At 49.3% G+C, this 25,055-nt stretch carries 22 protein-coding genes and 1 pseudogene; 9 read left to right on the top strand and 14 right to left on the bottom strand.

Features of this window, described 5'->3' with window-relative positions; genetic code table 11:
- Positions 1–22: 22 nt before the first annotated feature.
- The gene (locus IMY23_RS20220; RefSeq protein WP_192822968.1) at positions 23–1,096 is read right to left on the bottom strand and encodes a hypothetical protein; all 1,074 of its coding nucleotides are present in this window, start codon (positions 1,094–1,096) and stop codon (positions 23–25) included.
- A gap of 203 nt (positions 1,097–1,299) precedes the next feature.
- Between IMY23_RS20220 and proS the strand changes: the two genes are divergently transcribed.
- A complete protein-coding gene (gene proS, locus IMY23_RS15515) occupies positions 1,300–2,778 on the top strand; it encodes a proline--tRNA ligase (RefSeq protein WP_192822969.1) in 1,479 nt (492 codons plus the stop codon).
- A 130-nt stretch (positions 2,779–2,908) separates the two neighbouring features.
- Here proS and IMY23_RS15520 read toward each other — a convergent pair whose 3' ends face one another.
- The 6 genes and pseudogenes from IMY23_RS15520 to IMY23_RS15540 all read right to left on the bottom strand — a co-directional run bounded on the left by IMY23_RS15520 (position 2,909) and on the right by IMY23_RS15540 (position 9,702).
- Complete coding sequence (locus IMY23_RS15520; protein ID WP_192822970.1) at positions 2,909–4,045, bottom strand: lipopolysaccharide assembly protein LapB; 1,137 nt, start codon at positions 4,043–4,045, stop codon at positions 2,909–2,911.
- A gap of 135 nt (positions 4,046–4,180) precedes the next feature.
- Positions 4,181–4,636: pseudogene (locus tag IMY23_RS20360) on the bottom strand (hypothetical protein); the annotation flags it as partial.
- A complete protein-coding gene (locus tag IMY23_RS15525) occupies positions 4,626–7,223 on the bottom strand; it encodes a ribosomal protein L7/L12 (RefSeq protein ID WP_192822971.1) in 2,598 nt (865 codons plus the stop codon). The gene IMY23_RS15525 and the pseudogene IMY23_RS20360, both read right to left, overlap by 11 nt.
- A 3-nt stretch (positions 7,224–7,226) precedes the next feature.
- Positions 7,227–7,973, bottom strand: a complete 747-nt coding sequence (locus tag IMY23_RS15530; RefSeq protein ID WP_192822972.1) for a hypothetical protein — start codon at positions 7,971–7,973, stop codon at positions 7,227–7,229.
- Positions 7,946–9,076, bottom strand: a complete 1,131-nt coding sequence (locus IMY23_RS15535; RefSeq protein ID WP_192822973.1) for an AAA family ATPase — start codon at positions 9,074–9,076, stop codon at positions 7,946–7,948. Before IMY23_RS15535 ends, IMY23_RS15530 begins: the two co-directional genes overlap by 28 nt.
- 5 nt (positions 9,077–9,081) lie before the next feature.
- The gene (locus IMY23_RS15540; RefSeq protein WP_192822974.1) at positions 9,082–9,702 is read right to left on the bottom strand and encodes a hypothetical protein; all 621 of its coding nucleotides are present in this window, start codon (positions 9,700–9,702) and stop codon (positions 9,082–9,084) included.
- Positions 9,703–9,946: 244 nt separating this feature from the next.
- Between IMY23_RS15540 and IMY23_RS15545 the strand changes: the two genes are divergently transcribed.
- Positions 9,947–10,528 (top strand): TIGR00730 family Rossman fold protein, encoded by a 582-nt coding sequence (locus IMY23_RS15545; RefSeq protein ID WP_192822975.1) that lies wholly within the window; start codon positions 9,947–9,949, stop codon positions 10,526–10,528.
- 132 nt (positions 10,529–10,660) lie between these two features.
- Here IMY23_RS15545 and hemH read toward each other — a convergent pair whose 3' ends face one another.
- Positions 10,661–11,692, bottom strand: a complete 1,032-nt coding sequence (gene hemH / locus IMY23_RS15550; RefSeq protein WP_192822976.1) for a ferrochelatase — start codon at positions 11,690–11,692, stop codon at positions 10,661–10,663.
- A 320-nt stretch (positions 11,693–12,012) separates the two neighbouring features.
- On the opposite strand from hemH, the gene era reads away from it, so the two are divergent.
- From era to IMY23_RS15570, 4 genes are all read left to right on the top strand, one after another.
- Positions 12,013–12,915, top strand: a complete 903-nt coding sequence (gene era, locus IMY23_RS15555; protein WP_192822977.1) for a GTPase Era — start codon at positions 12,013–12,015, stop codon at positions 12,913–12,915.
- A 198-nt stretch (positions 12,916–13,113) separates the two neighbouring features.
- Complete coding sequence (gene der / locus IMY23_RS15560) at positions 13,114–14,427, top strand: ribosome biogenesis GTPase Der (protein ID WP_192822978.1); 1,314 nt, start codon at positions 13,114–13,116, stop codon at positions 14,425–14,427.
- A 471-nt stretch (positions 14,428–14,898) separates the two neighbouring features.
- Positions 14,899–15,093 (top strand): hypothetical protein, encoded by a 195-nt coding sequence (locus tag IMY23_RS15565; RefSeq protein ID WP_192822979.1) that lies wholly within the window; start codon positions 14,899–14,901, stop codon positions 15,091–15,093.
- Positions 15,094–15,151: 58 nt separating this feature from the next.
- Positions 15,152–15,346, top strand: coding sequence for a hypothetical protein (locus IMY23_RS15570; RefSeq protein ID WP_192822980.1), 195 nt, complete (start codon positions 15,152–15,154; stop codon positions 15,344–15,346).
- Between the two features lie 162 nt (positions 15,347–15,508).
- On the opposite strand, the gene IMY23_RS15575 is transcribed toward IMY23_RS15570, so the two are convergent.
- The 6 genes from IMY23_RS15575 to IMY23_RS15600 form a co-directional block, all read right to left on the bottom strand.
- The gene (locus IMY23_RS15575) at positions 15,509–16,078 is read right to left on the bottom strand and encodes a hypothetical protein (protein WP_192822981.1); all 570 of its coding nucleotides are present in this window, start codon (positions 16,076–16,078) and stop codon (positions 15,509–15,511) included.
- Positions 16,079–16,239: 161 nt separating this feature from the next.
- The gene (gene murQ / locus IMY23_RS15580; RefSeq protein WP_192822982.1) at positions 16,240–17,046 is read right to left on the bottom strand and encodes an N-acetylmuramic acid 6-phosphate etherase; all 807 of its coding nucleotides are present in this window, start codon (positions 17,044–17,046) and stop codon (positions 16,240–16,242) included.
- Positions 17,043–17,894: an N-acetylglucosamine kinase gene (locus IMY23_RS15585; RefSeq protein WP_192822983.1), complete on the bottom strand. Its 852-nt coding sequence runs from the start codon at positions 17,892–17,894 to the stop codon at positions 17,043–17,045. Before IMY23_RS15585 ends, murQ begins: the two co-directional genes overlap by 4 nt.
- A gap of 61 nt (positions 17,895–17,955) precedes the next feature.
- On the bottom strand, positions 17,956–18,189 hold the full coding sequence (locus tag IMY23_RS15590) for a cytochrome b5 domain-containing protein (protein WP_192822984.1): 234 nt from the start codon (positions 18,187–18,189) through the stop codon (positions 17,956–17,958).
- A 48-nt stretch (positions 18,190–18,237) separates the two neighbouring features.
- A complete protein-coding gene (locus tag IMY23_RS15595; protein WP_192822985.1) occupies positions 18,238–18,615 on the bottom strand; it encodes a four helix bundle protein in 378 nt (125 codons plus the stop codon).
- A gap of 119 nt (positions 18,616–18,734) precedes the next feature.
- The gene (locus IMY23_RS15600) at positions 18,735–19,883 is read right to left on the bottom strand and encodes a formimidoylglutamase (RefSeq protein ID WP_192822986.1); all 1,149 of its coding nucleotides are present in this window, start codon (positions 19,881–19,883) and stop codon (positions 18,735–18,737) included.
- A gap of 150 nt (positions 19,884–20,033) precedes the next feature.
- Here IMY23_RS15600 and IMY23_RS15605 point away from each other — a divergent pair, with 150 nt between their 5' ends.
- The 3 genes from IMY23_RS15605 to IMY23_RS15615 all read left to right on the top strand — a co-directional run bounded on the left by IMY23_RS15605 (position 20,034) and on the right by IMY23_RS15615 (position 25,052).
- Positions 20,034–21,800: a long-chain fatty acid--CoA ligase gene (locus IMY23_RS15605; RefSeq protein WP_192822987.1), complete on the top strand. Its 1,767-nt coding sequence runs from the start codon at positions 20,034–20,036 to the stop codon at positions 21,798–21,800.
- A 250-nt stretch (positions 21,801–22,050) separates the two neighbouring features.
- Positions 22,051–22,506: a MarR family winged helix-turn-helix transcriptional regulator gene (locus IMY23_RS15610; RefSeq protein WP_192822988.1), complete on the top strand. Its 456-nt coding sequence runs from the start codon at positions 22,051–22,053 to the stop codon at positions 22,504–22,506.
- 143 nt (positions 22,507–22,649) lie between these two features.
- Positions 22,650–25,052 (top strand): 3-hydroxyacyl-CoA dehydrogenase/enoyl-CoA hydratase family protein, encoded by a 2,403-nt coding sequence (locus IMY23_RS15615; protein ID WP_192822989.1) that lies wholly within the window; start codon positions 22,650–22,652, stop codon positions 25,050–25,052.
- Positions 25,053–25,055: the final 3 nt, after the last annotated feature.

Consider the following 25,055-nt stretch of genomic DNA (forward strand, 5'->3'; position numbering starts at 1 on the left):
GATGGTTGTAAAAGGAAAAGGGTTAATTTCTACCTCTGCGGCCGGAGCCTGAACTGCTTCCAGAGCTACTGCCCCCTGACGAACCAGAAGACCTGGTTGGCGGCTCATAGGAACGGGTTGGCGGTTCATACGAACGCGTGGGCGTAGACTCACGACGTGGACTCACCTGGCCGGCGGAAGGAGTTGGTTCCTCACGGCGGCGTCTGCCTGGAGGAGGCGTCTGGCCACCACCCGTGTTGGAGCGGTTTTGCTGTGAAGGGATAATCACCTCACGGCGTCTGCCCGGCGCTGGTTGTGGGTTGGTCTGCGTACCTGGCTGTGTGCCGCCCTGGTAAATGGTGCCGTTTCTTCTGGTGCGGCCGGTTTGGCCCGGTTGTACCACGGCATCCTGTGCTCTGGATGTTCCCTGGTTGCCAACAGTACCACGACCCCCTCTAGAAATGTTTCGTCCGGCTACATCTGTGTTAGAGCTTCTATCTGTTCTGCGACCATAGCTTACGTTGCGGCTAGCCACTGCACTGCCCCGGTAGAAACCGTCATAATAGGAGTCATACCCATAACCACCGTAGCGGTACGGATTGTAACCATACCCGTAGCCATAGCCCCAAGGGTTGTAACGACCATAGCCCAGGCCTATGCCAATAGAGAAACCGGGGCGTCCCCACCACGGGTCATAAATGGCCATGCTCGGTCCCCAGAACGGGTCATAGAACGGGTCCATCCAAGGGTCAATCATTATGCCTCTGTAGTAGCGGCTGGGGGAGTAAAACGCTGATTGGTACGCCCAGTACGGGTTCCCGAAGGGCGCATCATAATAGGAGTACTGGTACGGCTGGTCATTGGTGTTGCGCCGGGTGTTGCTGTAGGTCTCGGGGTCGCTCACGCGCTCGGTCACCTCGCCAGATTCATTTCTGGCCACCTGGCTTTGCTCCGTGGTCTCAGTGGGGTATACCGGTTCCACGTAGGTCACCTTGTCTCTGGAGGAAAAATACACATCATCTGTCTCGCTGGTCTGCAGGTTGGAGGTACCGCTGCACCCACTAACCAGCAAGCCCAGCAAAGGCAATAGGGCAAGCTTTATATTAGAGTAGTTCATGTAAGTAAAGTGTTGGTAAAAGGATGCTTAATCAATTCACAAGCCAAGAAACACGAGTATCCGGTCTGCCAACGTTTCTATTCTGATATATTAACGTATTTTTGAGCCGAAAAGGTATAGGAGCGTTTAAAGAAAAATGAAGCAAATTCCGTGCCGATTTATTGTGATTTTACTATATTCTGTCTTTATCAAAGATACTAAAAATGAGCAAAGGGTTGCCTAAACGCAGTGAAGATTATTCCCTCTGGTACAATGAGTTGGTGAAGCGTGCCGGCCTGGCCGAGAACTCCGCCGTGCGCGGGTGCATGGTCATTAAACCGTACGGGTACGCCATCTGGGAGAAAATGCAGCGCATATTAGATGATATGTTTAAAGCTACAGGACACTCCAACGCCTACTTTCCCCTATTTGTGCCCAAAAGTTTGTTTGAGGCCGAAGAACAGAACGCCGAGGGTTTCGCCAAAGAGTGCGCCGTGGTTACCCACTACCGCCTGCAAAACGATCCCGACAAACCCGGAAAACTGCGCGTGGACCCCAATGCTAAACTGGAAGAAGAGCTAATTGTTCGGCCTACCTCAGAAGCTATTATCTGGAGCACCTACAAAGGCTGGATCCAAAGCTACCGCGATTTGCCGTTATTGATTAACCAATGGGCCAACGTGGTACGCTGGGAAATGCGCACGCGTCTGTTCCTGCGCACCGCCGAGTTTCTCTGGCAGGAAGGTCACACCGCCCACGCCACCGCCAAAGAAGCCGTAGAAGAAACCGAACGCATGTTGCACGTGTACGCCGACTTCGCTGAGAATTTCCTGGCCTTGCCGGTCATAAGAGGAAAGAAGACACCTAACGAGCGCTTCGCGGGAGCCTTAGATACTTATTGCATTGAAGGCTTAATGCAAGACGGGAAAGCCCTGCAGGCTGGAACTTCTCACTTCTTAGGCCAGAACTTTGCCAAAGCATTTGATGTGAAATTCGCGACCAAAGAAGGCGGGCTGGAGCATGTGTGGGGAACGTCTTGGGGTGTGAGCACGCGGTTGATGGGCGCTTTGGTCATGGCCCATTCTGATGATGAAGGTCTGGTGCTGCCTCCAAAGTTGGCGCCTATTCAAGTGGTGATTGTGCCCATCTACAAAGGAGAAGAGCAACTGGCCCAAATCTCAGAGAAAGTCCTAGGCCTAAAAAAACAACTGGAAGCCAAAGGCATTTCCGTGAAATTTGATGACCGCGACACCGAGCGCCCTGGCTTTAAATTCGCCGAATGGGAACTGAAAGGTGTGCCCGTGCGCATCGCTATTGGTGGTCGTGACCTGGAGAACGGCACCGCCGAAGTGGCCCGCCGCGACACCAAAGAAAAATCGTCACAGCAATTTGATGACTTAGTGAATCTGGTGCCTGCGTTGCTAGACGAGATTCAAACCAACATCTACCAACGCGCCTTTAACTTCAGAGAAGCCAACACCACCAAAGTAGATTCTTATGACGAGTTCAAGCGCCTGCTAGACGAAAAACCTGGCTTCATCTTGGCCCACTGGGACGGCACCCCAGAAACCGAAGAGCGCATCAAAGAAGAAACCAAAGCCACCATCCGCTGCATTGGGTTGGATTCTCCGGAGGAAGAAGGTGTGGACATGGTTACCGGCAAACCGTCATCGCGCCGCGTGTACTTCGCGAGAGCTTACTAGGTGATTTGAAGATTTGGAAATATGGAGATGTGGAAATGTCTCTTAAGATTTTGGAACGGGAGCTGCATATGCGGTTCCCGTTCCTGTTTTTGGCCTCAATTCTGAAAACAAGCCCGAAAACAGGAATAGCTTATCGCAAAGATTTCCGATGTAGCTTATAAGCCATAATGTCCTTCGTCAGGTTCTTGTCTTTCTTGTTAAATGAGCTGAGTTCAGAAGCTACGTTTGGGTTCTGAGGCAATTGTTGAGCTACAATCTCGTAGGCAATATCTTTGATGCTCTCTGCAACAGTTGGGTGCTTCTGGTATTCATGTTTTAACAACTGTAAAAAACTTACCCTATTTTTAGACGTGGTTTCTTTGGCATAGATGGCTTCTACTTCGGTCAATAAAAGCATAGAATCTTCAAACGTGGCAAAATAGTTGTTCAGACAATTGAAGGCGTCTTTTTCAATTCGCCACCCCTCTAGCAACAGGGCTTGTGCCTGAGCGGTATCCCTTATCTTGTTCCGATAAATTAGCGCTGCTTTTACATATTTGCCAACTCCTTTGTGGGTAGATATTACTTTTTCATAATACCTGTGGGCTTCTGCGGTGTTATTGATTCTAAGGTACAGGTCACCAACTTTTTCATGATTGTTCAGCTCTTTATACAACTCAATAGACTGAGACACCATGCCCCCTTTTTCATAGCATTCAGCGGCATTGGCCTTGGCTTTAATTTTTAGGTAAACGGCGGCGGCCTCTGAATAAAGTTTTCCGTTCTCCAGCGTCTGCGCAGCCATGAAATCGTTTTTCAGAAGCTTCATGTACACAAAGGCAGCTTTATGAAATTGGTTGTTAGTTACAAAGTCTTTGGCCGCTTGGGTATATTGAGCTTGAAGCCGCTGAAAGTGCTCGTTGGGCAAAATAGAAGCACCACCAACAGACATATTGAAATTCCTGTTACTAAACAGGGAGAAATCTCCCCAAAGTTTTGAGAAGGTAAACAAGCCTAGGTCACCGCCCCTGCTAGCGCCATCCATATCTAAGGGAATAGAATATTTGATTGCCTCCTCTGGATTCTTCTTGAACAGGTCCAGCAGTTTGTCAATTTCGCTTTGGTTGCGCCTGGTAAGCTCATCAAAATCTACTTGTAGTTTATCTACAATTTCTGTTTTCTCACCTTTGAGAAATTTAGCTAATTTTTCAAACCAACTGGCAGGTGTAGCTGGTTGAATGGAAGCTAGGTTGCTGTTTTTAGGCTCCTTTTTGAAAATAAGGCTCAAAGCGCCCAGCTTGGCTTTCTCCAGTAAAGTAAGCGGCTTGTCTTTCAACGGCTCTTTCTTTGGAAAAAAGCCCTCCTCCAATTTCTTAATGACTTCTTCTGGCGGAAGCTCAAAGATTTGGGCGCTCTTGATTTGACCAGGGATTTTAACGCCCTTTGCTGGCTTGGTAACGTGTAGGCTTTTCTGCTGGGTAATCTTTAGAAGGCCATGCCAGTTCACCTGTTCCTCTAACTCCGTCAAACCCACTTCAGGGTGAAAAAGGTGCAGGTTGCGGGGAAACAGATTTTGCAGCTCCTCATTAGATAACGTTGGTTGAATCACAGAATTCTCTGGCAGGTAAATATGCTCTCTCAGAACTTGACAATAGGTGCTTTTGCCGATGGCAGTAGGAAGAACGCCCCCCTTGAAAAGGAGCAGACAACCCCAGAGGCTGTTAGGGGTTATATTGGGCACAGGGTAGACCTCTACTTGACTCAAGGCTACCCCCATGTACTGAATTTGTTGCACCCACTCCCTAACAGAGGGACTCTTTATCAAGACGCCGCCTAAAGGATATAGATTTCGGGGTGCTGGTGTGATTCTAATTTCCATGGTCAACTACCTGTGAGATAAAACCTTTGATATAGGTTTCATAGAAGGTTTTAGAATTAATGAGCTGTAGTTCGCTTGTCCGGTCAGGATTATAATAGCTGCTGCCGGCAAAATAATGTTGAGTGGCTACTCCCAAAGCCCCATCAATCACAGAGGGAATGTAGGCCACATTGCCTTTCTGGGCAACAACAACTTCGGCAACCCCGCCAAACTCGCCTATGTCCATGCTCAATACATCTGCCTCTGTCTTGCTTATTTTTGATTTAATTATCCTTGGGGCGAATTCTACAATGTCTTTCGCATACCTCTGCCTAAGATTTGTTCTTGCCTGAATAGCTCTTACTAAATTTTCTTTATTGGATCCAGCGGTTTGTAGAATAACGTCATACAATTCCTCTTCTTCTGATTCAGAAGATGTCAAAATAAACACTCCAGACCGGTTCAGCGTGACGGTACACCCATTAGGAAAGACGAATTCATTGTCAGTTGTAGTGGGTTGGGCTTCTATAATAGCTTCCCTATTAGATTCTGCCGTGGTTTTCAGTTGAATAATGCCGTGGTCATTCAGTTGTAAGGCATGTTTATTGAATACCAGATTCCGGTTTTGGTTGATATAAACCTCAGAGAGATTTTTGAGTACTGAAAGCGAAATAGGCTGAAATGCATTAACCGCTTTTTTCAATTGTTCCTGCCTGTCTGTGTAGGCTTGGTTTAACTCCATTCCAGAATTGGTATGTTTTACAAGTTGCCACTTTGGGAACTGCTCAATTTTCCAGTAGTGGGATATAGTTACATAATAGAAGGCGCCTTGATAAAAGAAGAATTCTGGAAAGGTAGAAGATTGCCAGTCATTAAAATATAGAACCTCCTTTTCATTGGTAGTTAGATTGTGCAAAGTGATTTCGCGGGTATTGTTCTTGAAGCAAAGGAAGATGTAGTCCCCATTTTCGTCTGGGCCTATTTCATAAGAAGACACCCCAGAAGGCAAATTTTCCAGCCAAAGCTCCAAGCCTTTTTGGGCAGGGGTTGAGTTCAACCCATAAAAATACAGAAGCTTTTTCTCAGGGGTAACCAGAAAGTAGTCATCGCCGGAGCTCAGGAATTTTTTATAGTTGGCCGTGTAGGGAAATAGAAGAGGAACAGCAGCATGGTGCCCTTCATTTATTACAGGCTGTGTAGAGGCAACTACGGGGCGTTTCCAGAGCTCTTCCAGCGGAAGGTGCATTTTGTGAACCAGCTTTTTGCTGTTGTGCTGGTTTTTGTAGAATTCTAGTGTACCCTCCTGACTGGTGGTAATCCAATATTTAAAGCCGCTTTGGAAATCACTTATCACCTTCTGCACTTCGGGGTGCTTTAACGTGTCTGGCGAAGAGATAAAAAGAACCTCAGTCTTCTTACCAGAGTTGTATTCTTGAAAAAACTGGGCAAGGCCTTTGGCAGGATTGAGTACGCCTTCTACTTTGTTTACGCTTTCTATGACTTCATCTACCGTGTCAAAATGCAGACGCTGGTACGTGTCACTCACCGCGAACGCTGTGCAGGCAATATCAGTTTTAGGGTGTTTGGCAATGGCTATCAGTGCAGAGAATGCCAAAAGCTTAGGCGTGCCCCAGCTTTTCAGCGAAACATCCAAAAGGAGTACCCGCTCTAATTTATCTGTAGTAGGCGGCGTTTCACGGTGCAGGTAGAGGGCTTCATTATTTGCGAGCCTAGACAGGAAGACCAAATCATCATTGGCAAACTCAGAAATTAAGAGTTTGTCAAAATTCCCTTTGTTGGCCAAGTCAGAAACACCGCCCAAAGGCTGCTCGCTGGGCAGCAGATTGTGCAACTGTATGTTCAGCCCAGACCAGATATGCTTGACCAAAGAACCTATCTGAAATGTTTTACTATTGCTGGTAAGCTCATCTAAGAATTCCTCTGAACTTTTCCCAGTGGCAGCTTGCTCAGGCAGCTCTATCTCTACCTCTGGTAAGGGTACCACCGCCGCCATGCTGGCAATGATTGACTCAGTGTCTGGGAATTTTTTTATCAGAAGGCCAATGCACCTGAAGTCTTTCTTATAAGTGCCAATAATAAAGGTTTCCTGTCTTTCCAGCACATCAATAAAGCTGCCTTTGTGGTGCGCCAATGTGTGCTTTATACTCCCTGCCAGCTTTTTGGCCTTCACATTGGAGACCAGATTATGACAATTCTCAAACAGCACCTGGAATAACTGAAGTCGTTTATTGCCTTGGGTATAGGCAGGAGGTAATTGCGCCAGGATTTTTAAAAAAACTAAAGCATCTTTTAAAGGCACATAATCAACATGGTTCTGGGGAGAAGAATGTATGGCGTCATGAATGGCGCTTGTCATTGCCTCTTCTACTTGCTTTAAATCCTCTCCCATAGAATGGTTGGTAGCGATAGTAGCCAACAAAAGAGCACCAAATGGTGGAAGCCCCTGCTCAGAAAGATGCTCTAACGCCTGGAGCACAAAGTCACGGTAGACAATAGTGCTGCCGTTAGGGATAGCCAGCACTTCAGTATGATCTTCCCAACGCCAAAAGTAGCTTTTGTAAGACTGCAAGTATTCGTGAAACTCCATGAGCTAAGAAGGCATAGGTTTCACATTCAGTGACAACCGCACAGAACTGATAGATAAAGGTTGTAACTGGCTTTTTTCAATGAAGCTGTATGTACCGTCTTCGCTCCAAAGCACCCAGTGCTCTTCTTCTGGATTTATGCTCTCCTGAATGACATCGGCTAGAATAGATAACTCAAAATCATAGCCCGTTGGTAGTAAATGACTGTTTCTCTTCCAAAACGTAGCTCCAGAAATGGGAACTGTAGGTGTGCCTAGAACCAAGGCATTCACTTGGTTCAGAATAACCCAATCTAAGTTTTGTAGTCTGATGGCTGGGGCAGTTTGGGCATAGGCGCTTAAGCTCTCTGTAGAGGTGAGAAGCCCAAAACAAGGCTGCTCCAGTTCTGATGGTGCCAGCTTTACCGGTAGCTTCTCTTGCAGGCCAAAGAAGTTGTGGTTGTAAACAGGCAAGGTAACTGGCAAGCCGCGTTCCAAGGGTGTCCACAGCAGCGAAGTGGCCATACGCTTGACCGGCAACTTACTGCCATCTGGGAACAGCAAATTGTTTTGCAGCGTGTATAGTTGCTTGAACGGAATACTTTTAACTTCTATGGAATCAATTTGGCTTTGGGTAAAGTCCTTAATCCAGTAGGTTTCTTTTTCACGCGCTATTTTCAGATTGTGCCAATGCCGGATGGAGGTAAGATATGGTGCGTGCTCCTGCGCTATCTCCAGTAGAAAAGTTAGACGGTCTGTAGAATCTTCTGCCATAGATTTTCTATTTCCTGCTGGATATACTTTTTCTGTTCTGGGTTATTAATCCACTCACAGCGGGTTTGCACATACCGGAGTTTGTCTTTGATTATGTTCTGCTCCTCAAAAGAAAGGTCTTCTGTCTGCCATTTCTGGGTGAGGTACGTTACTTCTTTTAGTACTTCCTCTGGGTTAGGTAGCTTGTTGTAAAGTGCCTGCGGATGGGCTGCCTCTACTGTTGTTTTTTCTATCAGGTTATTGATGATGCCGGCCAAAATCTCAATTTGTTCCTCTGTGTCCCAAATGTATTTCAGCACCCAGAGATCAGAGACATTGGCTGCAGTGCGTTTACAGACCAGCGCACTGGCGGCAATCAGATTTTGGAGCTTTACAGCTCTTCGGTCAGACACTTTAATGCCGGTGTTCCGCAAGCTGTGGATCAGGTCTACGTAGTGTTTTCTGATAGGCGTTAAATCTACCAGCCTCGCCTGTTTCTGTAAGTCTATGATCTGGTCAGGCGTAATGGTTGGGTGTTCACCAGCAGCGTTGTTCTCCAGTTTCCATCCAGCTAAAAGTACCTCGTGCAGTAAGTCTGGGTCTACATAGTCACAATTCACCCGAATTAAAAAGCGGTCAAGCAGCGCGTTCAAAGCTTCATCTTCTGGAAGCACATTGCTGGCGCCTACAAACATAAGGGCAGGCAGCTTTTTGGTTTCCTTTCCGCGCCTGAATATCTTCTCGTTCAAGGCTGTGAGCAAACTGTTCAGGATAGCGCTGTTGGCGTTGAAAATCTCGTCCAGAAAAACCAAGGAAGCCTCTGGCAACATGCCTTCTGTATTGGTCACCAATTCTCCTTCCTTTAGTTGCCTAATATCAAATGGCCCGAAAATTTCATTGGGCTCTGTGAATCTGGTGAGAAGGTATTCAAAATTTTTTCCGCCTTCAAGACAGGTAGAAAGCTGACGGACAATGGCACTCTTAGCCGTTCCGGGCGGGCCCAGCAGGAAAATATTTTCTTTGGCAATCAGGCTGATACCCAGCAGATCAATGATTTCGTCTTTGCCAATGAAAGAATTTTTGATGTAAGAAAGTACGCTGTTTAATGTGTCAATTTGGGTCATGGATTCTAAGATAAAGCGCTCCAGAAAGTAGAAGCGTAATGGCCTAAGCTGGCTTTTATTTGTTCTTTGACAGGTGCCTGTTCTGCTAATTTCAAGGCTTTCCGGTCTATTATCCTGTCTGCATACAATTGCAAAAGGCATTGGTTTTTTAGCACCTCCTCAAAATTCAGTTTCTCCAAGGGCAGGTCATAACCAATAGCAGAATAATGCCACTGTTGCAGATGATTCTCTAGCACAGACACTAAGGCATCTTCTGGGTTAATGGCAAACGCTTGCTGGAGCAGAGGTGGCAGGAACCTAAGACAAAGGTCTGCAGAGAACATAGCGGCGGCAGTAGGTGGCTTATTGTATTCTGGCAAAAGGAGCGGAATCTCTGTGCCTGGCTGCTCACGGTACAAAAGCAACTGCGATGCAAAATACACGGTTCTGGCGCCCCAAAGGGCAGCGTCTGCAGTAAAGGCAGGTGCGCTGAATGGGAAATTCAAGCTTTCCTTTTCATACTCAAAAGCCAGCAACTCTGCTACCAACACCTCTTCCTCTGCACCAATCTCCATTGTTTTGGTAAACAACATCAGTTCCTCCTTCCGCCGGAGGCTGTCTATGGTCTGAAAAAAAGGATGTTGCATCTTGTTGTCTCCGTTGCCCTAAACATACTTCTTGAAAAGGGTTGTAAAAATTTCTTCCGCTCTCCGCCCGAAGATAGTTCATTACCCAATTTATAGATAATTTAATCAAGCGCCAGTTTTTAGTCTTTGTTGGGTAATGAACGAATTCCCGTTTTTGCCTTCGTTTCCATAAATGAGCCCCAAAACAGAAATCAATTAGTGGCACTTTCCTACCTTTGGCTTTATAACTTCAACCAAAACGCATATGAAAAGCATTGCCATTTTCTGCGGGGCCAACAGCGGCCAGAACCCGGTTTACCAAGAAGCGGCGCGAAGCTTGGGAACGCTCTTCGCAGAGCAGAAAATAAGATTAGTGTATGGCGGCGGAAAAGTGGGCTTGATGGGCGTGATAGCAGATGCGGTCTTGGCCGGCGGCGGCGAGGCCATTGGGGTGATTCCGAAGAGCCTGGTGGACATGGAGGTGGCGCACACCGGCCTCACCAAACTACATGTGGTACAGACCATGCACGAGCGCAAAGCCATTATGGCCGCGGAGTCAGATGCGTTTATTGCCATGCCCGGCGGTTTCGGGACGTTTGACGAGATCTGCGAGATTATTACTTGGAACCAGTTGGGCATCATTCAGAAACCAGCCGCTTTTTTGAACGTGAACGGCTACTTCAATCCGTTTCTGCAGATGATAGACCAAGCCGTGGAAGAAGGATTCATCAAAGCAAACCAAAAGAGCGGTTTACTTATATCCGACCAACCCAATGAATTGCTGCAACTGGTGCTGCAAAAAGCCGCTGCTACCTCGCAAGATTTTGTAGACTTCAAGAGAATTTAAGCATTTCCGTTTTAGGCTTCATTTCCGGAAATGAGCCCGAAAACAGAACCTCAAAAAACAGAAAAGCCACCGAAATTTCAGTGGCTTTTCTGTTTGTAAGATGTCGTGCTACGTGATACTTGCTACGTACAATCAAGCATCATGAATCATGTCTACCACGGCGTTGACCCAGGTTGGGTGCGTGTTGCAGCTTTCCACCAGTTGCCAGTGTTCGCCGCCGGCGGCCTCAAACTCTTCCTTAAACTCTTGGCCCACTTCAATGGTGGTTTCCAGGCAATCGGCCACAAACGCGGGGCTGAAGGCCAGCACGCTTTTCACGCCGGCTGCCGCCAAGTCCTTCAACACGAAATCTGAGTACGGCTTGAGCCACGGGTCTTTGCCCAACCTTGACTGGAACGAGACGGTGTATTTATCCTCGAGAATATTCAACGCTTTGGCCAGCTGCCGCGAAGTCTCAAAACACTGCGCGCGGTAACAGTACCGGTTTCTAGAATGGTACGTGTTGCAGCAGACGCCCAGTTGGCAGTAACCCTTGGTACTGCCTTTCAGAATCTGGCGCTCGGGCAGGCCGTGGTAACTGAACAGCACGTGGTCATAGTCGCGTTTGGCCATGTGCTCCCGCGCAATCTCGGCGAAGGTGTTGATAAAGCCCGGGTGGTTACAGAACGTACTGATGAACTTGATATCCGGAATGATTTCCCACTTGCTCACCAGTTCCATCACTTTCTCCTGTACTGAGCCCGTGCTGGCCGAGGCGTACTGCGGAAACAACGGTAACACAATAATGCGGTCCACCACTTTGTCTTGCAGTTCTTTGAGGGCGTTCTCAATGCTGGGACTCTGGTAGCGCATGCCAAAGGCCACGTGGTAACTCTTGCCCAGTTTTTCCTGCACCAGCTTCTGCAAATCCAAGCCATGGAACAGTAATGGTGAGCCGCGCTCGGTCCAGAGCTCTTTGTAAATCTTCGCGGATTTTGGGGCCCTGAACGGGGCTATGACGCCGTTCACCAGCGCGTAGCGGGCAGGCGCCGAAATGTCCAGCACGCGTTTGTCTAGCAGAAACTCCCGCAGGTACTTGCGCACGTCTGGGGTATTAGGCGAGTCTGGCGTGCCCAGGTTCACTAATAAGACACCGGTTTTACCAGATAAAGCTTCGTTCTTCATGCGCTCTAATTGAAATGCAAAGATACGGAAATAGGCCATTTCAGCCAGCTCCCTCTTTTATGATATTCGTCATGCCCAGAACCAACTTGTGAGAAGTTTGTTTTTGGCTCCGTTTCCAGAAATGAGCCCGAAAACGGAAATATGGTTGATTGGAGCTATGGCTTCCGCCGAGTTTGTTCTGTTTGGGGTTGTTGCCAATCAGCATGACTTCAAATGAACCTGGCAATTTTTTCGTCTTTCAACCAATAAACAATTAACAATCAACAACTCCAGACACAGAACTCGTTTTAAAACCGTACCTTTGCAAATTGTTTTGAGAGATGGAGAATAACGCAACAGAGAAGCCGCACAAAGCGGGGTTTGTAAGCATCATTGGCAAGCCCAACGTGGGCAAGTCTACCCTGATGAACGTGATGGTGGGGGAGAAACTTTCTATCATTACGTCTAAGGCCCAGACCACGCGCCACCGCATCATGGGTATTTTGAACAGTGACGATTTCCAGATTGTCTATTCAGATACGCCCGGCATCATTCAGCCCCAGTACGAGCTGCATGAATCCATGATGCGCTTCGTGCACGCCTCTTTAGAGGATGCGGATGTGATTCTGTTCGTGACCGATATCTACGAAAAGCACGACGAGAGCGAAGTGGTGGAGCGGTTGCGCAAAGCCAAAGCGCCAATTCTGCTTTTGATTAACAAGATTGACCAGGCCACCCAGGAAGAAGTAGTTGCCAAAGTAGAATACTGGAAAGAACAGCTTCCGGCCCATGAATACTTAGCCATCTCGGCGCTGCACAGCCAGGGCACCAACGGCGTTTTCCAGAAGATTCTGGATTTGCTGCCCGAGCACCCCGCCTATTACCCCAAAGATGAACTAACCGACAAGCCTGAGCGTTTCTTTGCCGCCGAGATGATACGCGAGAAAATCTTCTTGAATTACAAAAAGGAGATTCCGTACAGCTGCGAGGTAGTGCTGGAAGAATTCAAGGAAGACGACACCATCATTAGAATGCGCGCCGAAATCTCTGTGGAACGCAAAAGCCAGAAAGGCATTGTGATTGGGGACAAAGGCGCGGCCCTTAAAAAAGTAGGCACCCAGGCCCGTCTGGACATGGAAGAGTTCTTCGGCAAAAAAGTGTTCCTGGACCTCTACGTACGCGTGAACGAAAACTGGCGCGCTGATAAGCGTTTGCTGGACCGGTTTGGATATAATAGCTTATAAGAGTAGCAAGTAGCAGGTATCACGTATCAAGATTTTTCGGAAAGTCTTGCTACCTGATACTTGCTACTCACTACGTGATACTCACAACGTGATATCATCAAAATTCCCTAGCGGCGCCACGAAGGCGATACCGCAGGTTTAACCCGCGTGTTGGGAGTGATTCCTTAAAAGGAGCCTCAAGACGCACATTTCAAGTTTATGGCACAAAATACCATCGCCATTGTAGGACGCCCCAACGTGGGCAAATCAACCCTTTTCAACCGCTTAGTAGGAACCCGCAAAGCCATCATGGACAATGAGAGCGGCGTAACCCGTGACCGCCACTACGGCCACGGCAACTGGGTTGGCAAATATTTTACGGTTATTGACACCGGCGGCTATGTGCGCGGCTCAGATGATATTTTTGAGGGAGAAATTAGAAAGCAGGTAGAATTGGCCATTAAAGAAGCCGATGTGATTCTGTTCATGGTAGACGTAGACGCGGGCCTCACTGGCTTAGACCAGGAATTTGCCGATGTCTTGCGCCGCTCAGACAAACCCATTTACATAGTAGCCAACAAAGCAGATACGCACGCCCGCGGGCATTTGGCCGGTGAGTTTTACGCACTGGGTTTTGACGCTGAGATTTTCCCGGTTTCCAGCCAGAACGGCTCAGGCACCGGTGAATTGCTGGATGCCGTGGTCAAACATTTCCCGGAGGAAGGCATTGAAAACCCCGAGGCCGGTATTCCGCGCATTGCCGTAGTGGGCAGACCTAATGTGGGCAAGTCGTCCTTCGTGAATCTGTTGTTGGGCGAAGAGCGCAACATTGTGACAGATGTAGCCGGTACCACGCGTGACTCCATCCATTCGCACTACAACGCGTTTGGCAAGGAATTCATTATTGTAGACACGGCTGGGCTCAGAAAGAAAAGCAAGGTGCATGAAGACATTGAGTTCTACTCGGTGCTCAGGTCTGTGCGGGCGTTGGAGGAAAGTGATATTGTGATTGTGATGCTAGACGCCACGCGCGGAATTGAGGCCCAAGACATGAACATTATTGGCCTGGCAGACAAAAACCGGAAGGGCTTGCTTATTATAGTGAACAAGTGGGATCTGATTGAAAAGGAAACCAACACCATGCGTGACATGGAGCGGGCCATTTATGAAAAGATCGCGCCTATCGCCTACCCGCCCATTGTGTTTGTGTCTGTGCTGAACAAGCAGCGCGTGCACAAAGCCATTGAGACCGCCATTCAGGTGCATGAGAACCGGAGCATGAAAATACCTACCAGCAAGCTGAATGACGCCATGCTGAAGGAGATTGAGCGCTATCCGCCACCCAGCATCAAAGGCAAATTCGTGAAGATCAAATACGTGACGCAGTTGCCCACGCACACGCCCACGTTCGCGTTTTTCTGTAATTTGCCGCAGTATATCAAAGAATCTTACACCCGCTTTCTGGAAAACAGGCTGCGCGAACATTTTGGTTTTGAAGGGGTTCCTGTTAACTTAGTCTTCAGAAAAAAATAAAAATGCTCCTGGAGAAACATGGTTTCTGTCTTACCCATTTAGTTTGATTGACATGAGAAGAGTAGTTGTTCTGTTGGCAGTAGTAGGGATAATGGGGTTTTCCGCCTGTGAACCAAAGAAAATGGAAAGCACGGCCACCCTAGAGGAAGCATCTGATGCCACAGACATAGCCGAGACCACCGCTGCCCCGCTTGACACCCTCACCACCGCGGGTGACTCTGTTGAAGTACAGAAATAATTGATTGTCTTTCATTTAATGGCCCACCCAAGCTGTATAAGGCAGTTTGGGTGGGCCTTTTTTGTTTTTTACAAAGACATTCATAGCATTCTCTGAATATCTGTCGCTAAAAATATATCTTTTATAGAATACCTCCGTACAAATGCCCATGACTGCGTTTTGGCATCCGTATAAAACACAAGGGTGTAAGAATTCTAAAACGCTTTCAAGAGATAACCAGACAAAATAAAACTATGAAAAAATCATTGTGTCTGTTAGCCGTCTTGGCCGGATTGGGCAGCATGGCCTCCTGTGACTCCAAGAAAGAAAACAACATGGAAGACCAGGCAGAGAAAGTTGAACTGCACGCCGAAATGGCCGGTGACACGGCGCTGGCAGAACAAGCCAGGCAAGCCAAAGACAGCATTGACAAAGTAGACCCTAAATAAGGTCTTGCCTTTCTGCTGATTATTATACCTTTGCTACTTACACCTACAAAATAAAACTATGAAAAAGACATTTTTAACTTTCGCGTTAGCCGCCGGTATGGTTGGCTTCACCGCCTGTGACTCTGCCAATGAAAACAGAGCCGAAGACAAAGCCGAACAAATGGAAGACGCCGCTGATGACGCAGACAACCCGGCTGCTGAGGAACGCGCCGAAGAATTGGAAGACAGCGTTGACGCCGTTGATCCTCAATAACCCACCTTACTGCATATAAAAAGAGGCGGCACCTACCAGGGTGCCGCCTCTTTTTATATGCTTACGGCAGAAAAACAGCTGTAAATGAAATTGCTCAGCGTGTAGGTTTCCGTTTTTGGCCTCGTTTCTAGAAATGAGCCCCAAAACGGAATACTTATATGCTTAACTGCCCAGCCGTTTCTGCATGAGTCCGTCTACCACCTGAAACAACTGCGGCGGCGTGAGCGTGCGCCACGGAATCTTGTCCAGGGTTCCGCCAAAATTGATGTAATAGTCTACGTGGAACTGCTGCATCTCCTGCACCACAAAATCCTGAAACCCCAAGCCGGCAATCCAGCCTTCCTCCACTTCGTCAAACCACTCTTCATAATAGGCGTCATCTGAGCCGTGGAAGTTGAACACGTTCTCCCCAATAAGAATGTAATGGTTAATGCCTTCGCCAATCATGAGGTCCAGAATGTTGCGCTTGAGGGTCATGATGTCATTGTTGAGCGTGTCATTCCACTCGCCAATGAGTTCAATCACCGCATACCGGTCATTGTAATCCACGTACAGAATCTTGAGGAAAAGCGTCTCAGAATCCATGTCGTCCCACTGCGGGTGAATGTAGTAGCCGTAGATGGTGTGCGTGTACTCGTTCTCATTATTCTCCGCGCCGTAGAGCGGCGATTTCTCGTCTTCAGAGGCGTTATAGGCTTCCAGCCAATTATAGAAGGGTTCAATTGTGTGCATAGGTTTGAAAACAGCTGCAGAAATTGCTAACGTAGAAAGCCGGTGCCAAGATGAAAAGAAGGCATAAAAAAAGATTCGCCGGTCAGACGAATCTCTCTTTTGTATTGGCAATTTCCGTTTTCGGCTTCGTTTTCAGAAATGAGCCCGAAAACGGGAAAATTTTAGTGCGAATGGAACGAGGTAATGGCCGCGCGAACGCTGCCGTGCAAATCCAGCAATTCCTTGGCTTTCTCCTCAGACACCTGCAGTTCATCCATGATCATGCGGCGGCCGCGGTCTACCAGTTTGTGGTTGGTGAGTTGCATGTCTACCATTTTGTTGCCTTTCACCTTTCCCAGCTGGATCATGATAGAGGTAGTGAGCATGTTCAAGGCCAGTTTCTGGCCGGTGCCGGCTTTCATGCGCGTGCTGCCCGTCAGGAACTCTGGGCCGGTCACAACTTCCACGGGGAACTGTGCCACGGCGGCTACTTTGCTGTCTGCATTGCACACCACACAGCCGGTAGTGATGCCGCGCTCATTGCAGGCCTGCAAGCCGCCAATCACGTAGGGCGTACGGCCAGAGGCGGCAATGCCCACTACCACGTCATTTGCGGTCAGGTTGTAGGCGTCCAGGTCTTTGATGGCTTGATGGTCATCGTCTTCGGCAAATTCCACGGCTTTTCTAATGGCGGTGTCACCACCGGCCATAATACCGATGACCATGTCAAAGGGCACGCCAAACGTAGGAGGGCACTCAGACGCGTCTACCACGCCCAAACGGCCGCTGGTGCCGGCGCCAATGTAAAACAGGCGTCCGCCGTCTTTCATTTTGGCCACGGTGGCTTCTACCAGTTTCTCCAGTTGCGGAATGGCTTTCTCTACGGCCAAAGGCACGGTTTTGTCCTGCTCGTTGATGTTGGTCAGCAGCTCCCGCACAGACATCTGCTCTAGATTGTCATAGTGCGAGGCGGTTTCTGTAGTACTCATGCGGTGATTTTTTGCTGATGGTATTGGCTTAGGCCGGCAATGGGGTTCTCCAGAATGGTGCCCAGGCGTACGTTGTACTGGCGGGCCACCGTGCGTAGAATGTCACTGAAGTGGAACGCAATGGAGCCTACAAAATGGGTTTCCTTGTTCTGGTAATCTGGGTACCTGATGATGTTTTTCTCAAAGAAGTCTGCCAGGCACCGGTAAATCATTTGGTAAATGAACGGATGGGTGCGGTTGTCATACAGAAACTTGGCGAACCCGGCCATGTAGCGGTTTGGGTACGGTTTGCTGTACACGTTGTCTATGATCTCATCACGGTCTGTCTGGTAGCGGTCCACAAAGGCCTGGTGCAGGTCTTGGGGAAGTTCCAGGTTGAGGTAGGCCTGCACAATGCGTTTGCCCATGTAGCCGCCGCTGCCCTCATCACCTAAGATAAAGCCCAGGTTGGGCAGGTTCTCCACAATCTTCTCGCCGTCATAGAGGCATGAGTTGGAACCGGTGCCCAAGATACAGGCAATTCCCGCCTCATGGCCGCACAGCGCGTGGGCGGCCGCCTCCAGGTCATGGTGCACGTGAATGTCGCTGCCCGGGAAGAGTTGCGACAATGCCTGGGCCACAATATCCTTCTTCTCTTTTGCGCTGCAGCCGGCTCCGTAGAAATAGATTTCATGCGGCCTGAAACCGTTAAGCTGCGGTAATAAGTTCTCCCGCAGGGTTTGGGCAATCTGGTCAGTATTCTGATAATACGGATTAAAGCCTATGGTATCAGCCTGCCCCATTATCCCTTCCGTCTCTATTTGTCGCCATGAGGTTTTGGTAGAGCCGCTGTCAGCGATTAAAATCATATGGTTTGCCTTAAGATGAGCATAAGTTGCTCAAATTTCTTAAAAAGTATTGAAAGAATTGTTATTTTTTTAGAATTCCTACAATAGAAAATTTATCAAATACGAATTCCGTATGTGGAGCGTCTTTTAATTCAGCGGTGAGATCTTGCCCGGCCCAGTGCTCATAGTGGTTTCCGCGCCGCCAGAGCCTTGACTTCTGCACGTCATAGATCATGCCGTTGTAGGCCACCCAGATTTCGTCTCGGTCCTGTCCATTACGCAAGGCCAGCTGGGAGGTAGTGTATTCTGGAAGCATTTTTAATGAGTGAAGGAGTGATTTAGTGAAGGAGCGAATGTCGGGAAATTATTTGGTGGTGTTTTTTCTGGCTTTTGACAAAACGAATAAAATCTCTGAAGCTTCCTGCAACAAGGGCGCAGTGGTAGATGATAGCACCGTTTCAGATTCAGTTAATAACTCTAGCCAAAAAAGGGTTTCATCAGCTTCCTCTACACAGATGCTCAATTTAGCGTGAAACTCTGCAGCAGACCGTGCCCGGCAGGCCGCTCGGTAATTGGCCGCCACTGAGGTGGCAGACCTGAGCAATTGCCTTTTCATGATGGTTGCCTCTTCTGTTCTAGGGAGTTGTTGACTAAAGCGAATTACTTGTAAGGCCAGCTGTTTTGTTCTCTGCCTAAACCGTGTTACGAATTCCTGCTTTGATAACCGTGTTATTTGTTCCATTGAAAATAAATGTATCCCTCCAAACACGCAGATGCAAGAATAATTCAAACCCTTCAAAAATGTTTAAATTGCACCCTCTGATTTCTATTGACTCCTTCACTAAATCACTCCATCACTCATTACATCCTTGACTGGGTGAGAATCCAGCGGTGGGGTACTTCGCCGTCGGCGGCCATGAGGTAGTCTTGGTAGGTGCAGGGCACCAGCAATGGAGGGCGCTGGCCCGCCAGATCGTCTACCTGCATCCACCATTTCTCGGTCTGCCGGTGTTTATAGAACAGCATTTTGTTGGGGTTGTCATGAAAGCCCACTGAAAAGCGCAGGAACTGGTTGCTGTGGAAGTCCAGGTTTTTTTGCCGGTGGTAAAAGCCTTCCAACACATACCACACCATGGTGGCCAGCGTGGTGGCCGTCAATGACCGGTTGTCAAACTCAGGCCGGTAGCCATACAACCCAAAGGAACTGAGCGTTTCATTCTGCCCGGCGTACCAGCAGAGCTGGCAGGCCTCTTCACCGGTGAGCCCAAACGGGTTGGCGTGCAGTTGCCCGGGAGCATCTTGGTGCCGAATAGCCGACACGTCAAAACTCAACAGATCGGCTTGCCGCAGCACGGGTTCCATGTCTTTGAGGTTCTGGCGCACCTGCCCAATCCGGAACAGTTCAAAATGCAGTTTCTCCAAAGCGGCCACGGTGTTGTTATCCGTAAAGTAGGTCTGGTGCCCCAGATGACTGAAACTGAAAAGGTAGTTGGGTTCATGCAACAGCACGCGGTGCAAATGGCTGTCTTCTGGCGCGGCGTCTGGGCTTTCCTGCAGGTCCAGCTGGCTGTCCACCATCACCAGGTTCACCGTTTTGGCCAGGTGCTCATAGCCCAGGAACTGCCCGTAGCTGAGGTCATGCGAGCCGCCCAGCAGAATGGGGAACTTGCCGGCGTCCACCAGGGTCTCCACCACTTCTTTCAGGCGCAGGTACGTGTCTTCCACGGCAATTCCGGGCAATAAGTTACCCAGGTCCATGGCCAGCCAGGAACCGGTGCCTTTCATGAGCCGGTACAGTTCCTTTCTAATGAGGTTGGGCCCCTGGAACGTGGCTTCTGTACTATTGGCCGCACCGCGGTACTCGGGTAGGCCCAGCAAGACCACTTCGGCGGCCCGCCAGTCTGGGAACGAATGGATGAACGGCGCTATGTAACTCCCAACAGAGGCGGGGTGCGTGGGGTACCCAAACGTGTCTTCTGGCAGAGGCTCAAAAAAGATGGATAAATTCATGCAGGGCTAGGGGCAAAAATCAAATTTAGGCAATAATCCCCTTGCGCACGTAGGCTTCTTTGACAAATATGCGTTGCTCATGCGTATTGCTTGAATTTTTTTTAACCATATTTTACGTTATCTTAACCACACAAACCAGACGACACCGCTATGAAAGTAACCCGCGTTTTTGATCTTTTAACGCAGCAAGTGCAGGAATTCCCGCAACCAGATTGCCTGGGGGCCAAAATTAACGGCGAATGGGTGAAGTACAGCACGCAGGAAGTGGTGGACACCGCCAACAAACTGAGCCTTGCCCTGATCAAGATGGGCATACGCAAAGATGATAAAGTGGCGCTCATCTCCATGAACCGCCCAGAGTGGATTTTCGCCGACTATGGCATTCAGCAGACCGGCGCGGTGAGCGTGCCCATGTACCCCACCATCACGGTAGAAGATTACCGCTACATCCTCAAAGACTCAGAAACCAAACTGATTCTGGTGTCTACCGAGGACCTGTACAACAAAGTGAAAGAGGCCGCCACTGAGGTGCCCGGCATTCAAGAAATCTACACTTTTGACCACGTGCCCGGCGCCAAGCACTGGACTGAGCTGTTGAAACTGGCCGAAGGCGAGGATGTCGCCTCGCTGGAACCGTACAAAGCCGCCGTCACCCCGCAAGATTTACTTTCCATTATCTATACCTCCGGCACCACCGGCGCGCCTAAGGGCGTAATGCTGAGCCACAACAACTTGGTGAGCAACTTTACCAACGTGAAGCCTTTTGTGCCCGTGAACAAAGAACACCGCGCGCTCAGCTTCTTGCCGCTGTGCCATATCTATGAGCGCATGGTGTCCTGCATCTACTTCTCGGTGGGCGTGTCTATCTATTTCGCCGAAAGCATTGAAAAAGTAGGCGATAACCTGAAGGAAGTAAGCCCAGACATTTTTGTGACCGTGCCGCGCCTGCTGGAGAAAGTCTATGACAAGATTGTGGCCAAAGGCGGCGAACTCACCGGCGTGAAAAAAGGACTCTTCTTCTGGGCGCTGGGCCTGGGGCAGAAATACGACACCCGCACCTCGCCGGGCTTCTTCTATGACCTGCAGCTTAAAATGGCCCGCAAGCTCATCTTCTCTAAATGGAAAGAAGCGCTGGGCGGAAAAGTGAAAGTGATTGTGTCTGGTGGTGCCGCCCTGCAGCCGCGCCTGGCCCGCGTTTTCTGGGGCGCCGACATCCGGATCATGGAAGGTTACGGTCTCACAGAGACCTCGCCGGTAATTGCCGTGAACCGCTATGAGCCCGAAAACAACGTGATTGGCACCGTAGGGCCGGTCATCAACAACGTAGAAATCAAAATTGCCGAAGACGGCGAAATCCTGACCCGTTCTGAGAGCGTGATGGTAGGCTACTACAAACGCCCAGACCTCACCGCCGAAGTGATTGACCCAGACGGCTGGTTCCATACCGGCGACATAGGCACGCTGGTGGAAGGCAAATTCCTCAAAATCACTGACCGCAAGAAAGAGATCTTCAAGACCAGTGGTGGAAAATACATTGCGCCGCAGCTTATTGAGAACAAACTTAAGGAGTCTCTGGTGATTGAGCAGGTGATGGTGGTGGGCGAAGGCGAGAAATTCCCCGGGGCCCTGGTGGTGCCTTCTTTTGACGGCCTGCGCGACTGGTGCAAGATCCATAACATTGCCTACACCTCTAATGAGGAGATGATTGCCAAGCCAGAGATTGTGGCCAAATTCCAGAAGGAGATTGACCGCCTCAATGAGCAGCTGGCCCAGTATGAGAAAATCAAGAAGTTTGTGCTGCTGCCCAAAGTCTGGAGCGTGGAAACCGGCGAGATGACCCCCAAACTCAGCATCAAGCGCAAGGTGTTGAGCACAAACTACAAAGAGTTGATTGACGGCCTGTACCGTACCGCGTAAATCTTAAGAAAGCCCTGCCACCGCGGGGCTTTTTTGCCTTTCCGTTTTGGGGCTCATTTTCAGAAATGAGCCCCAAAACGCATTTTAGGGGGATAGGCTAAAAAAATCTTTAAATTTAGTATGCAAGCATAACAAATTTTTCTAAATTTGGTAAGAGCAAAGGGATCAGCTCCCCTATGGGGCCTAGGACTGACTACCTGGCCTTCGTGAAAAAGGGAACCCACGTTTTGCTCTACCCAGAACCGGCAACATGAAAGCAAACGAAACCGTTGACTATAACATAAAAGTGTGCTGGCACGCCATTGCCCGCATGTATAACACAGAGGCGGCCAAGAATGACATCACCACCTCCATTGGGTTTGTGCTGCTCAACATTGACCCAGAGAAAGGCACGCCGGCCACCAAGATTGCCCCGTTGCTGGGTCTGGAGGCCCGCAGCCTTACCCGCATCTTGAAAAGCATGGAAGAGAAAGGCCTCATCTACAAAGTGGCAGACACCCAGGACAAACGCTCGGTGCGCATTCTGCTCACAGAACTGGGTCTGGAGAAACGCGAAATCAGTCGGCGCACGGTCAAGCAATTCAACTACAAGGTGCGCGAAGTCATTCCGGAGAGCCAGTTGCAGGTTTTCTTCCAGGTCATTGGCCAGATAAATGGGTTGATTGAGGCCAAGGAGATTTACCCCGCTAAACCGTCAACCAAGTAACGTTTTCCGTTTTTGGCTTCGTTTCCAGAAATGAGCCCGAAAACAGGAATTGAACATAGAGTGAACCGTGCTGTCTGGGCACCTTGTCTGAGAAAAAGGAGCACAGCAGCACATTGGTATATTAGCACATTACAAGCGTAACTATGAAGAGAATAATCAAGAAAGTGGCGGTCTTAGGCTCCGGAATCATGGGTTCCCGCATTGCCTGCCACTTCGCCAACATTGGGGTGCAGGTCCTGCTTCTGGACATGGTACCCCGCGAACTGCTACCCGAGGAACAGGCCAAAGGTCTGACCCTGGATAACAAGCCCGTTCGCAACAGAATTGTCAACGCGGCCCTGCAAACGGCGGTTACCTCCAACCCATCGCCCCTTTATAAGAAAGAGGATGTGCGCCTGATCCAGACCGGTAACTTTGATGATGACTTAAAAGACATCGCCGGCTGTGACTGGACCATTGAAGTGGTGGTGGAGAACCTCAAAATCAAGCAGTCTATCTTAGAGAAGGTAGAGCAGTTCAGAAAGCCGGGCACCCTTATTACGTCTAACACCTCGGGTATTCCTATCCACTTGATGTTGGAAGGTCGCTCAGAAGATTTCCAGAAGCACTTCTGCGGAACCCACTTCTTTAACCCGCCGCGCTACCTCAAATTGTTGGAGATTATCCCCACTGACAAAACCGACCCAGAAATCACGGCCTTCTTATTAAAATATGGTGACCTGTTCTTAGGTAAAACAACTGTTCTAGCTAAAGACACGCCGGCGTTCATCGCCAACCGTGTGGGTATCTACGGCATCATGCAGGTCTTGCACGTGATGGAGAAACTGGGCTTGAACGTGGACGAGGTTGACCGCCTCACCGGTCCGGTGGTAGGTAGACCAAAATCGGCTACATTTAGAACCTCTGACTTGGTAGGTTTGGACACGCTTGCCAAAGTAGCGCAGGGCTTGTACCAAACCGGCGAGAACGATGAGAAGCGTGACCTGTTCCAACTGCCCGCTTACATCCAGCAGATGGTAGAGAAGAACTGGCTAGGCGACAAAACCAAGCAGGGCTTCTACAAGAAAACCAAGAACGAGCAAGGCGCTACGGAGATTCTGACGCTGGACCTCAAAACCATGGAATACGGCCCTAAACAGAAGGTCAAATTCCAGAGCATGGAAATCCTGAAGCCCATTGAAGATTTGCGCAAGCGTCTTAAGGCCTTCAGCCAGGTGCAGGACAAAGCCGGTGATTTCTTCAGAGAGACATCGTATGGCTTGTTCCAATACGTGACCAACCGCATCCCTGAAATATCTGACGAACTGTATCGCATTGACGATGCCATGCGTGCCGGTTTCGGATGGGAACTAGGGCCGTTTGAGACCTGGGACATCTTTGGCGTACGCGAAACCGTGAGCGCCATGGAAGCCGCCGGTTACAAGCCTGCTGACTGGGTGTATGAGATGCTGGAAGGCGGTCATGAGAGCTTCTACCGCAGCCAGAACAACCAGCGCCAGTACTATGACATTCCGTCTAAGACTTATAAAGTAATTCCGGGCACCGAGAGCTTCGTGCTATTAGATGTCTTGCGTGGCACCAACGTGGTTTGGAAAAACGCCGGTGCTTCATTAATTGACCTGGGCGATGGCATCCTGAACGTAGAGTTCCACACCAAAATGAATGCGCTGGGCTCAGAAGTGATTCAAGGCCTGATGAAAGGCGTGGATTTAGCCGAGCAGGACTTCAGAGGTTTGGTTGTAGGCAATGAAGCCGCCAACTTCTCGGCGGGTGCTAACCTAGGTTTGGTATTCATGTACGCCCTGGACCAAGAGTATGATGAGCTGAATCTGATGATTCGACAGTTCCAAAATGCCATGATGCGACTGCGCTACTCAGCTATTCCGGTAGTGGCCGCACCTCATGGTTTGACCTTGGGCGGGGGCTGTGAGCTTTGCCTCCACGCCGATCACGTGCAGGCCGCCGCTGAGACGTACATTGGCTTGGTGGAGTTTGGTGTAGGCTTAATCCCGGGCGGGGGTGGAACCAAAGAAATGACCTTGCGCACCTCGGCTGAATATGAAGAAGGCGATACTGAGTACAACTCGCTCCGCAACGCATTCATGACCATTGGTACAGCCAAAGTTTCTACCTCGGCCGCAGAGGCTTATGATTTGAAATTCCTGCGCCGCGGCGATGGCATCACGCTCAACAACAACCGCCAGCTAGCCGAAGCCAAAGCCGCCGCTATTGCTTTGGCAGAAGCCGGTTACACCAAGCCAACGCCTAAGACCAACATCAAGGTACAAGGCCGTGGCGGATTGGGTATGTTCACGACCGGTGCTTACGCCATGCAGGTCGCTGGTTTCATCTCAGACCATGACCGCAAAATCTCTGAGAAGCTAGCCTACGTGATGTGCGGGGGTGACTTGTCCATGCCGTCTGAAGTTTCGGAACAATACCTGCTAGACCTGGAGCGCGAAGCCTTCCTGAGTTTAACGGGTGAGCGCAAGACCTTGGAGCGTATCAAAAGCATCTTGACCACGGGTAAACCGCTGAGGAATTAAGGA

It is taken from the genome of Rufibacter sp. LB8 (genome assembly GCF_014876185.1).
Classification (GTDB): domain Bacteria; phylum Bacteroidota; class Bacteroidia; order Cytophagales; family Hymenobacteraceae; genus Nibribacter.